Here is a 10,273-nt window from a genome sequence, read left to right on the forward strand (position 1 = left end):
TTAGATGAAAAGAAATAAGTTTATATTTGTCCCGAGTTTGTTTACAGTTTTAAACATGATTTCTGGATTTCTTGCAATTTTAAACGCAATGAACGAAGCATATATTCAATCTGCTTGGTTTATAATTTTAGCTGCTATATTTGACTCACTTGATGGAGCGATGGCAAGATTGACAAAATCAGCAAGTGAATTTGGAGTTGAGCTTGATTCACTTGCGGATGTGATTTCGTTTGGAGTTGCACCTTCAATTCTCGTTTATAAATTTTATTTTCACGAATTTGGAGAAATTGGAATTTTCTTGAGTTCACTTCTTATGATCTTTGGAGCGATGCGTCTTGCAAGATTTAATGTTGAACTTGTTGGATTTGATAAAGAATTTTTCAAAGGTTTGCCTATCCCATCTTCCGCTTCAACCGTTGCGTCTTACATAATTTTGTTTTACAACAGCGAAAGCGGAATGACAAATCTTGAAAAATATGCCCTGATCCCGATGGTCATCGCACTTTCATTACTTATGGTGAGTTCAATTAAATACGACACGATTCCGAAACTTTCTTTAAAATCAATAAAACAATCACCAATAAAATTTCTCTACTTTTATCTTGGTCTTATCCTTGCAATCATAACAAAAGGGAAAATAATTTTCCCGTGGTTTGTCATCTTCATCCTGTTCGGAGCGATAAGATCACTTATTAACACATTTAAGCCAGCACTCGGTCTTGCTGGAACAACAAATTATCAAGATGAAGACGAAAACAACCCGCTTCCTGATGATTTTCAATTTTGATATTTAAAAATTTTTGAAAATGCTCAAAGCGAAAGTAATTGTAAAGTTGAAGGATACAATCCTTGACCCGCAAGGTAAAACAATTCATCACGCGCTTGAAACGCTCGGTTACAAAGGAATTGAAAAATTAAGGTCGGGAAAGTTTTTTGAAATCTATTTAAACACTGACGATAAAGAAAAGGCAAAAGAACTTGTTGACGAAATTTGTAAAAAGATACTCACCAACCCTGTAACCGAGGAATACTATTTTACGATTGAATAATTCACAAAACTTCAAATTTCCCGCCCAAAAATTTTCTGTATATGTAAAGCAACAAAAGGACGAAAGCACTTAACACAAAAGCAATCGCAGAGCCAAATGGTTTATCACGTGCGATCATAAATTGATTCTGTATCAAATTTCCAATAAGCATACTTTTCGCACCACCGAGCAAGTCAGACACGATAAACGATCCAAGCGTCGGGATAAAAACTATCACAACCCCAACAATTATACCCGGAAATGTCAATGGCAAAATCACACGCTTTAAAGTTGCAAATTCATTTGCACCAAGATCTTTTGATGCTTCAATTAAACTTATATCAATTCTTTCAAGCGATGCATAAATTGGCAAAATCATAAAAGGCAATTCACCATATACAAGACCGAGCAAAACTGAAAACTCATTATAAAGCAAAGGCAAAGGTTTATCTATCACACCAATTTTCATCAAAAGCAAATTTATCAAACCTTCATCTCTCAAAATTAAAATCCACGCATATGTTCTTATCAAAAAACTTGTCCACAAAGGAACGATGATAAAAAACAGATACAAAATTTTTCGCTCTGGTTTGACTTTGAAAGCGATATAATATGCGACGGGATAACCGAGCAAAAGACAAATTAAAGTTGTCAAAAAAGCAATGTAAAGCGAGCGGATGTAAATCGGAATGTAAAGCGGATCAAAAACACGAATGTAATTTTTCAGCCAGATAAAATTAAAAATATACTCTTTAACATTTTCAATCGGTTCAAATCCGCCATAAACTCCCCGTTGAAGAAAACTATAATAAAACATTATCAAAAGCGGAAAAAGAAAGAACACAATTAGAATGAAAGCGGACGGAACGAGAAACAACCAGTAGATTTTCCCCTTCACCTTGTTTCAAGAAAAACTATGTTTCTTTTCTCCCAGACAGCGTAAACTTTTTCACCCGGATAAAAATCCTGCCTGAACTTAACATCTCTATTTTGCTCTTCAACAAAGATCAAAAATCCATTTGCCCTCAAAATCCAACTCGTTGATGCGCCATAGTAAAGTTTTGATTCAACGGTTGCTGGAACTGAAACAAAGGATGAATTTTTCAAAGGAGTTTTTCTTATAAAAATTTTTTCAGGTCTTACGACAAATTTAAATTCGTCCGGAATTGGTTTTATCTTTTCATCATTCATTGAAATTCTGAACTTGACAAGATTTGGAAGTTCAACTTCAAAAATATGTTTGCCCAGGCGATGCAAAATTGCATTGAATAAATTTCTTGCTCCCATAAAATTAGCAACAAATTCCGTTCTCGGTCTTTCAAATATCTCATATCCAGTGCCCACCTGTTCAATCTGTCCATTGTTTATGACCGCAATTCTATCCGAAATTGAAAGTGCTTCTTCCTGATCGTGCGTGACAAATATGAAAGTTATCCCAATGTTATGCTGTAATTTTTTAAGCTCAATTTGCATCTCTTTTCTAAGTTTCGGATCAAGTGCATTGAGCGGTTCATCAAGGAGCAAAACTTTAGGTTTCAGGACGAGAGCTCTTGCGAGTGCAACTCTTTGTTTTTGCCCACCGCTTAATTCAGATGGTTTTCTATTTTCAAATCCCGACAATTGCACGAGCTCAAGCGCCTCTAAAACTTTTTTCTTTATCTCAAACTTGCTCAAATTTTGATATTTTAATCCGAATGCAACATTTTCAAAAACATTCAAGTGCGGGAAGAGAGCATAATTCTGGAAAACCATATTCACCGGTCTTCTATAAGGCGGGGCATCGGTATAATCCACCCCGTCAATTATGATTCTGCCTGAATCTGGTTTTTCAAAGCCAGCTATAATTCTCAAAAGCGTTGTCTTACCGCAACCGCTTGGACCAAGGAGCGAGAAAAATTCCCCTTTATTTATGGAAAGAGAGATATTGTTAAGAACTTTAACATTGCCGAAGGATTTGCTTACGCCCTGAATTTCAATCAGGGCTTGTTCAATAGATGAAGCCACTTTCTCCATCTCTACTAAGTTCCCTCCAATTTTAGTGGATTTATTATATTGCTTCTGACAAGTTCAAATATGTTTCTCTTTGTTTCGGTCATGGCTTCGTGCGATTTCTTTTGTAAATAAATATAAAATCTTTTCGGAAAAAATCAAGTTTTTGCGGATGCAGTTCAAGTTGAAATTTCAATTTTTGATTTTACACCCCGTTCAACTTAAATTTTATTAAAAACTTCACTTGATGAGTTATCCCAGAGTTAGCATTATCATCCTGAACTGGAACACGAAAAATTTTCTTGAAAAATTTCTTCCGTCTGTAATTAGCACAAATTATCCGAATTTTGAAGTTATCGTCGCAGACAACGGCTCAAAAGATGGAAGCGTTGAATTTGTGAGAAATAATTTTCAAGGTGTCAAAATCGTTCAATTTGATAAAAATTATGGTTTTTGCGGTGGATATAATCGCTCGTTTCAATTTGCAGATGGTGATTATATAATTCTTCTAAACTCTGACATAGAAGTTCCCTCAAACTGGCTCACCCCGATCATAAATTTTATGGAAGAGAATCAGGATGTTTTTGCGTGTCAGCCAAAAATTTTATCTTTTTTTGAAAGAAACAAGTTTGAATACGCTGGTGCCTGCGGTGGATTCATTGACATTTTGGGCTATCCTTTCTGTCGTGGCAGAATTTTTTCACACTGTGAAGAAGATTACGGTCAATATGATGATATAAAACAAGTTTTCTGGGCAACAGGCGCCTGTATGGTTGTAAGGAGAAAATTTTTTGATGAAATTGGTCTGCTTGACGAGGACTTCTTTGCACATATGGAAGAAATTGACTGGTGTTGGAGGGCAAATTTAAATGGCTACAAAATTTTTTGCATTCCGCAAAGTGTCGTCTATCATGTCGGTGGCGGAACTCTACCGAAAACAAACCCATGGAAAACTTTTCTAAATTACAGGAATAGTTTAATTATGCTTGAAAAAAATCTTGACACCTTAAATGCACTGGTTATAATTCCGATTCGCATGCTGTTTGACTTAATTTCTGCGATATTATTTCTTTTTAAAGGCAAATTTGGAGATTTTTTAGCGGTGATAAAAGCACACATCGTTTTCATTTTAGGTCAGCCAAAGTGGATTCGCAAAAGAATTGAAACCAGAAAAAAGATAAAGCGGAAAAAAGTTAACAGTAAATTAATTTTTAAAAAGAGCATCGTAATTGAGCATTTCATCAAGGGGAAAAACAAATTTTCAGAGTTAAACTTTTAGAAGTAAATTCCGCCGAGAACGGTTCTTTCTCGTGCGCCCGTGACAGATTTTATATTTGATGGATTTCCCGAAATGGTTTCATTTGCTAAAACAGCAAAACAAATTGCTTCTTTTGCATCGGATGAAATTCCAAATTCATCGGTAAATTTAACGGGAACATTGAAATACCTTTCAAGCGCCCACATCATAAATTTATTTCTCGCTCCCCCACCACTTACGATTATCTCATCAACTTCAACATTTGGTTTGACAAAATTTTCATAGTTTTTATAAATTGCGTAAACTGTGAATTCGGTTGCGGTTGCAATTATATCTTCGGGGGATAGAGAAAGTTCTTCAGACCATTTCAAAATTTGATTGACAAAGTTAGAGCCAAATTCTTCTCTTCCCGTTGATTTTGGTGGCTTTTTATTTATAAAAGGATGTTGTGCCATTTTTTGAAGCAGGTCATCTGAAACTTTTCCCTTCTGGGCTATTTCTCCGTTTTCATCAAATTCTCTATCAAAGAACAATTTCATAAGTGAATCAACAACCATATTTCCGGGTCCGGTGTCAAATGCAAAAACATCTTCAACATCGCAATTTTTCTTCAAGATCGTGAAATTAGCAATTCCGCCTATGTTAAGAACTAATCTGTTTAACTTGTTTGATCTGAAAACAAGATAATCAAAATATGGGACAAGCGGAGCCCCTTCACCACCAAGAGCGACATCTCCGACTCTAAAATTTCCAACCGTCGGAATCCCCGAAAGTTTTGCTATCACTCCGGGATCACCTATTTGAAGCGTCGCTTTGACTTTGTAGCCAAAAATTTCAACTTCGTTTGGAAGATGTTGAATCGTTTGACCGTGTGAGCCGATTAAATCAACTTCCGACGGTTTAATCCCAAGTTCATCAAGTGTTTTAAAAATTGAATCAACATAAATTTGAGCAAGCAGAAAATTTAATCTGCAAATTTCATCAACTTTACTCGTTTCAGGTTGTGAATTTCTTAAAATCATTTTCTTTAACCCTTCATCAAACGCAAATGTTTTCCATCCGAGCGTCTCAACTTTTGTCTTGGTTCCGCTGTTATAAACTTTCACAACAGCAACATCAATTCCATCCGCCGATGTCCCCGACATTAGACCGACGATTATTTTCGGATTTTTTTCTTTCAATTTGAGAAGTTTTTCAATCATATGAAAATTGATTTTGTTTAAAAAATCAATATTCTGCGAATTCAACTTTAACTTTGTGCGGTATCAAACCACGCTCATATCCCATATCAAGAAACAATTGCACTGCTTTTCTTCCTTCCTCGCCATAATCAAGTGTAAGTTCATTAACATACATACCGACAAATTTATCAGCAAGTTTATCATCCATATCACGAGCAAATTTAAGTGCGTATCCAAGCGCTTCATTTCTGTTTTGGAGCGCATATTTTATGCTCTCATAAAGATATTTAGCAACTTGTTTTATCAATTTATCCCCAAGTTCTCTTTTTATCGCATTTCCGCCAAGTGGCAGAGGTAAACCTGTTTGTTCAAACCACCATTTACCGAGGTCAATTATTTTAACAAGCCCAGAATTTGAATAAGTCAATTGTCCTTCGTGTATCAAAAGCCCAGCGTCAACTTCTCCGTTTAAAACCGAATCAATTATTTTGTCAAATTGAATAACTTTATAATTTACATTCGGCTCAAAAATTTTTAGAATCAAAAAAGCGCTCGTCAATGTCCCCGGAACGCCGATTGTTAAGTTCTTTAACTCCGATGGAGGAATTTCTCTCTTTGCAACAACTATTGGACCATAACCGATGCCCATGCTTGCGCCACACGGAAGAAGAATGTATCTGTCCGAGATATAAGCATAAGCGTGGAAAGAAATTGCGGTGACATCATAGACGGATTCAAATGCTTTGCGATTCAATGTTTCAATATCGCTCAAAACATTTAAGAATTCAATATCACCGGTGTTAATTTTATTGTTTACAAGTGCGTAGAACATAAAAGCGTCGTCTGAGTCCGGGCTATGTGCAATTGTTATTTTTGGCATTTTTTTGCTTTTTTGTTTTTAAATTTGCTCGTTAAGTTTAAATCAAAGTGAATTTATTAAAACAAAACTTATAAACGCAACTTTTTTACAACTAATGTGGATAGATTTAAAACTTGCAAAAATCCTCTGCAATTTTTATATTTAAACTGCAAATGCCGAAGTGGCGGAACTGGAAGACGCGCGGGACTCAAAATCCCGTGGGGCTCAAAACCCCGTGTGGGTTCGACTCCCACCTTCGGCACTCCCTCTTTTTTAAAATTTTTTCTAAACCGCTTATGCAAAATCTCGCTAAGGAAAAAATTTCGTATGCAAAACGACTTTTGAGGAATGCAAAAGAGGAGCTTAAAAAGGCAGGAATTGATACAAAATCAGGAATTTATAAAGATTTAAAACATGTCTCAATTGCAAGTGGAACTGCTTATCTTGCTGGACTTGAAGCGTTGAAAGCAATTTTTATGAAGTTTAAACTTGTTGATGAAAAAAGCGCAATTCAAAAACTTAAAAATGTAAATGCTTACACTGAACTTCTGAAAAAACTTAACATCGGAAAAGACCAAGATGTGCTGTTGAATTTGCTTGACAATGCGTATATAATTTTGCATGTCTCTGGATATTACCGCGAGCTCAGGGATAAAAAAGCGATAGATAGCGGTTTTGAAAAAGTTGAGAAAATGATTGAGATTGCAGAAAAGTATCTTAGAGACGAGTCAAGATGAGAATTTAAAAAACAAAAATTCGTTTTTGTTATGGAAACGCTTTACATAATTCCGATTTTACTCTTTAGCGTCGTGGTTCACGAAGTAATGCACGGTTATATTGCTTTAAAATGCGGTGATCCAACAGCAAAGTATATGGGAAGGTTAACACTTAATCCAGTTCCACACATAGATTTATTTGGTTCAATTCTTGTTCCGCTGTTTTCACTTCTTGTTGCAGGTCGTGTCTTCATAGCGTGGGCAAAACCCGTTCCAATAAATCCACTCAACTTCAAAAACTATAAAAGAGATTCAATTCTGGTTTCCGCAGTCGGTCCTGTTTCAAATTTATTTCTTGCTCTTTGCTGTGCTTTTGCAGTGATTGTGCTTTTGAATCTTGAAGGATTTTTTAATTCGTTCAATTCAGATTTTGTGAGATTTGCTTATGAGTTTCTTGTTAAAATGTTTTATAGCGGAATTTATCTTAACATTGTCCTTGGCGTTTTTAATCTAATTCCAATCCCACCGCTTGATGGTTCACACATTCTCAGTTCAATTTTGCCAGATAGATTAAGTGAAAGTTACAGGCAAATTGGATTTTTTGGAATTTTCATCGTGATATTTTTAATGCGTGTTCCTGCTTTTTCACATCTTTTCTTTTCAATAGTCAGAGCAATAGCGACGCCGATAGAATTTTTAATAAATGTTTTCGCTTAACCTACGAGAACACCTGCTATTGTTGCAGTCATAAGATTTGCAAGTGTTCCACCTGCGACTGCTCTTAAACCAAGGCGAGCAAGGTCTGCTCTCCTATTTGGAGCCATCGGGCTTATTCCACCAATTTGAATTGCAATTGATGAAAAGTTAGCAAATCCGCAAAGTGCAAATGTAGTCATCGTGATCGTTTTTTCAAGGACAATTTTATTTTGTGCGATTAATTCTGAAAATTTTAAATAAGCGACAAATTCGTTTAGGACAATTTTTGTCCCGAGCAAACTTCCAAAATTTAAAGCGTCGCTCCACGGGATTCCGATTGCAATACCGATATATTGAAGCACAAGCCCGAAAATTAGTTCAAGTTTAAGGGGCATTCCAAATTTTTTGATGAGAAAATCATTAAGTCCGCCTATAGTTCCAATTTTTTCAAGTCCCCAATTTGTCATTGCAATTAAAGCGATGAAAGCAATTAACATCGCACCAACATTTAAAGCAAGATGAAGTCCATTTGAAGCACCTTCGGCAGCAGCTTCAATTACATTTTGTGCTGTTTTTTCAATTTTTACTTTCACAGTTCCCTTTGTAACAGGTTCTTCTGTTTCAGGCCACATAATTTTTGCCATAACAAGTGCAGCAGGTGCAGCCATTACGCTTGCACCTAGAAGTTGTTCTGCAAATTTAACCTGTGCAGTCATTATATCAAGATTATGTGCCTGTGCAAATGAATAACCAAGCATCTGGACATAAGCAGCCATAACACCACCAGCAATTGTTGCCATACCTCCGACCATTACAGCAAGAAGTTCAGACATCGTCATCATTGCGATAAATGGTCTCACCATAAGCGGCGCTTCCGTTTGACCGACGAATATATTTGCAGTGCAGGATAAACTCTCAGCTCCACTTGTTCCCATAAGGCGAAGCATAACCCAAGCCATAGCTTGAACAACCCTTTGCATAATTCCAAGAAAATATAAAACCGACATAAGAGACGAAAAGAAAATAATGGTTGGCAAAACCTGGAAAGCGAAGAAAAATCCAAGCGAATTATTTTGCCCTGGGCTAATTGCTAAATCGCCGAAAACGAATTTTGCCCCTTCAATTGTAAAGCCAAGGATTACAACGAACGCTTTGCTTATCCATTCAAACAAAATTTTTGGCCATCCAAGTGGCGACCAAAGATTTGCAAGTTCTCTTCCTTTTAAAATGAAAACTGCGAAAACAATTTGAATTAAAAGTCCGGATATAACAAGTCGCCAGTTAACTTTTCTTTTGTTGTTTGAGATTAAAAATGCAATTCCAACTATTACCGCCATCCCCAAAAGACCATTGAGAAGGGAGAGTAATTTCATCAATAGCTCCGTTTTTGGTTTTTATTCTTCAGGTGGTTCAAAACATCTTCTGCATCTTGCTTCGTAGATGTCGGATGCACCGACGACGATTCTTTCACCTGTTTTTATTTTTCTTTGTGTTTTGCTTGCCGGGTTACCGCAGACAACGCATATTGCGTGAGTTTTAGTTATATATTCCGCAATTGCAAGAAGTTGTGGCATAGGTTCAAATGGTTTACCTCTATAATCTTGATCAAGCCCAGCAACTATGACTCTTTTTCCCTCATTTGCAAGTTGCTCGCACACATCAACAAGGTCCATATCAAAAAACTGCGCTTCATCAATACCGACAACTTGCGCATCTTTGGCAAGTTCAAGAATTTGCTTTGCATTATCAACGACTATTGATGGAATTGAAATATCGCTGTGCGAAACTATACGATCAACGCTATAACGAGTGTCAATCCTCGGTTTGAAAACAGCAACTTTTAACTTTGCAATTTGAGCCCTTCTTATTCTTCTTATCAATTCCTCAGTTTTTCCGCTAAACATACTTCCCGCGATTACTTCAATCCAGCCGGTTCCCCGTGTTCCCTGTGGAATTTTTTCAAACTCTGTTATGTCCATTTTCATTTCTCCTTTTTCTTTTTAAGATCGGTTGAAGTAAATGGAAATGGAAGAAGTTGTGAAAGTTTTACAACTTTTTTCTTACCCGATGAATTCGTTAAGATAACTTCAAGTTCCCCACCAGCAAGATCCATAAGAACCTGCCTGCAGGCGCCACAAGGTGAAATATAATTTTTTGAGTCGGAAACGATCGCAATTGATTTAAATTTTTTCTTTCCAGATGAAATTGCTTTGAAAATTGCAACTCTTTCAGCACATATTGTCAATGAGTAAGAACTATTTTCAATGTTGCAACCTGTGAAGACATCCCCATCTTCTGTGAGAATTGCAGCACCAACTTTGAACTTTGAATATGGAGCGTGGGCAAATTTCTTTGCTTCATTTGCAAGTTTGATCAGTTCATCTCTGTTCATCAAAAAATTCTGTTTAATTTTTGAATGCAAGTTAAAATATATTCAAAGTTGCGGATAAAATCAATTTACTCACCCCCAGCCCCCTCTCTATAGTTGATGACTCACCCCCCTTCCCCCCTCTCTATGAAATAGAGAGGGGGTGCTCGTTAGAGCG

Annotated in this window: 12 protein-coding genes and 1 tRNA gene; 6 read left to right on the top strand and 7 right to left on the bottom strand. The window is 36.4% G+C overall.

Annotation, left to right across the window (positions count from 1 at the left end):
* The first annotated feature begins 4 nt into the window (after positions 1 to 4).
* On the top strand, positions 5 to 787 hold the full coding sequence (gene pssA, locus AWW83_RS02075) for a CDP-diacylglycerol--serine O-phosphatidyltransferase (RefSeq protein ID WP_092347703.1): 783 nt from the start codon (positions 5 to 7) through the stop codon (positions 785 to 787).
* A gap of 19 nt (positions 788 to 806) precedes the next feature.
* Positions 807 to 1,049 (top strand): phosphoribosylformylglycinamidine synthase subunit PurS, encoded by a 243-nt coding sequence (gene purS, locus AWW83_RS02080; RefSeq protein ID WP_092347707.1) that lies wholly within the window; start codon positions 807 to 809, stop codon positions 1,047 to 1,049.
* A gap of 1 nt (position 1,050) precedes the next feature.
* On the opposite strand, the gene AWW83_RS02085 is transcribed toward purS, so the two are convergent.
* Both AWW83_RS02085 and AWW83_RS02090 read right to left on the bottom strand, forming a co-directional pair.
* Positions 1,051 to 1,926, bottom strand: coding sequence for an ABC transporter permease (locus AWW83_RS02085; protein ID WP_234697225.1), 876 nt, complete (start codon positions 1,924 to 1,926; stop codon positions 1,051 to 1,053).
* The gene (locus tag AWW83_RS02090) at positions 1,923 to 3,041 is read right to left on the bottom strand and encodes an ABC transporter ATP-binding protein (RefSeq protein WP_092347710.1); all 1,119 of its coding nucleotides are present in this window, start codon (positions 3,039 to 3,041) and stop codon (positions 1,923 to 1,925) included. The genes AWW83_RS02085 and AWW83_RS02090 overlap by 4 nt, the downstream gene beginning before the upstream one ends.
* Positions 3,042 to 3,264: 223 nt before the next feature.
* On the opposite strand from AWW83_RS02090, the gene AWW83_RS02095 reads away from it, so the two are divergent.
* Positions 3,265 to 4,296 carry a glycosyltransferase family 2 protein gene (locus AWW83_RS02095; RefSeq protein WP_092347714.1) on the top strand — a complete coding sequence of 344 codons (1,032 nt, stop codon included), beginning with the start codon at positions 3,265 to 3,267 and terminating at the stop codon, positions 4,294 to 4,296.
* Here AWW83_RS02095 and AWW83_RS02100 read toward each other — a convergent pair.
* Entirely contained in the window at positions 4,293 to 5,477 is a 1,185-nt protein-coding gene (locus AWW83_RS02100; RefSeq protein WP_092347717.1) for an anhydro-N-acetylmuramic acid kinase, read from the bottom strand. The two genes, AWW83_RS02095 and AWW83_RS02100, sit on opposite strands and share 4 nt — an antisense overlap.
* Before the next feature lie 25 nt (positions 5,478 to 5,502).
* Positions 5,503 to 6,336: a menaquinone biosynthesis family protein gene (locus tag AWW83_RS02105; RefSeq protein WP_092347720.1), complete on the bottom strand. Its 834-nt coding sequence runs from the start codon at positions 6,334 to 6,336 to the stop codon at positions 5,503 to 5,505.
* Positions 6,337 to 6,490: 154 nt separating this feature from the next.
* Between AWW83_RS02105 and AWW83_RS02110 the strand changes: the two genes are divergently transcribed.
* The 3 genes from AWW83_RS02110 (at position 6,491) to AWW83_RS02120 (ending at position 7,748) form a co-directional block, all read left to right on the top strand.
* A tRNA-Leu gene (locus AWW83_RS02110) sits at positions 6,491 to 6,577 on the top strand.
* A gap of 34 nt (positions 6,578 to 6,611) precedes the next feature.
* Positions 6,612 to 7,052 (top strand): DUF5618 family protein, encoded by a 441-nt coding sequence (locus AWW83_RS02115; RefSeq protein WP_092347723.1) that lies wholly within the window; start codon positions 6,612 to 6,614, stop codon positions 7,050 to 7,052.
* A gap of 30 nt (positions 7,053 to 7,082) precedes the next feature.
* Positions 7,083 to 7,748, top strand: a complete 666-nt coding sequence (locus tag AWW83_RS02120; protein ID WP_092347726.1) for a site-2 protease family protein — start codon at positions 7,083 to 7,085, stop codon at positions 7,746 to 7,748.
* Here AWW83_RS02120 and AWW83_RS02125 read toward each other — a convergent pair.
* The 3 genes from AWW83_RS02125 to cdd are packed head-to-tail and all read right to left on the bottom strand — an operon-like array spanning position 7,745 to position 10,119.
* Positions 7,745 to 9,100, bottom strand: a complete 1,356-nt coding sequence (locus AWW83_RS02125; RefSeq protein ID WP_092347729.1) for a NupC/NupG family nucleoside CNT transporter — start codon at positions 9,098 to 9,100, stop codon at positions 7,745 to 7,747. The genes AWW83_RS02120 and AWW83_RS02125 overlap by 4 nt on opposite strands.
* A gap of 21 nt (positions 9,101 to 9,121) precedes the next feature.
* A complete protein-coding gene (locus AWW83_RS02130; RefSeq protein ID WP_092347751.1) occupies positions 9,122 to 9,706 on the bottom strand; it encodes a thymidine kinase in 585 nt (194 codons plus the stop codon).
* A 2-nt stretch (positions 9,707 to 9,708) separates the two neighbouring features.
* Entirely contained in the window at positions 9,709 to 10,119 is a 411-nt protein-coding gene (gene cdd, locus AWW83_RS02135; protein ID WP_092347732.1) for a cytidine deaminase, read from the bottom strand.
* Positions 10,120 to 10,273 lie beyond the last annotated feature (154 nt).

This window comes from Candidatus Chryseopegocella kryptomonas (assembly GCF_001536065.1).
In the GTDB taxonomy this organism is placed as follows: domain Bacteria; phylum Bacteroidota; class Ignavibacteria; order Kryptoniales; family Kryptoniaceae; genus Kryptonium; species Kryptonium kryptomonas.

Bases quoted from the DNA above. Each gene is read 5' to 3' on its own strand.
- pssA (WP_092347703.1), top strand. From the start codon at position 5: ATGAAAAGAAATAAGTTTATATTTGTCCCGAGTTTGTTTACAGTTTTA.
- purS (WP_092347707.1), top strand. From the start codon at position 807: ATGCTCAAAGCGAAAGTAATTGTAAAGTTGAAGGATACAATCCTTGAC.
- AWW83_RS02090 (WP_092347710.1), bottom strand. From the start codon at position 3,041: ATGGAGAAAGTGGCTTCATCTATTGAACAAGCCCTGATTGAAATTCAG.
- AWW83_RS02095 (WP_092347714.1), top strand. From the start codon at position 3,265: ATGAGTTATCCCAGAGTTAGCATTATCATCCTGAACTGGAACACGAAA.
- AWW83_RS02100 (WP_092347717.1), bottom strand. From the start codon at position 5,477: ATGATTGAAAAACTTCTCAAATTGAAAGAAAAAAATCCGAAAATAATC.
- AWW83_RS02105 (WP_092347720.1), bottom strand. From the start codon at position 6,336: ATGCCAAAAATAACAATTGCACATAGCCCGGACTCAGACGACGCTTTT.
- AWW83_RS02115 (WP_092347723.1), top strand. From the start codon at position 6,612: ATGCAAAATCTCGCTAAGGAAAAAATTTCGTATGCAAAACGACTTTTG.
- AWW83_RS02120 (WP_092347726.1), top strand. From the start codon at position 7,083: ATGGAAACGCTTTACATAATTCCGATTTTACTCTTTAGCGTCGTGGTT.
- AWW83_RS02125 (WP_092347729.1), bottom strand. From the start codon at position 9,100: ATGAAATTACTCTCCCTTCTCAATGGTCTTTTGGGGATGGCGGTAATA.
- AWW83_RS02130 (WP_092347751.1), bottom strand. From the start codon at position 9,706: ATGGACATAACAGAGTTTGAAAAAATTCCACAGGGAACACGGGGAACC.
- cdd (WP_092347732.1), bottom strand. From the start codon at position 10,119: ATGAACAGAGATGAACTGATCAAACTTGCAAATGAAGCAAAGAAATTT.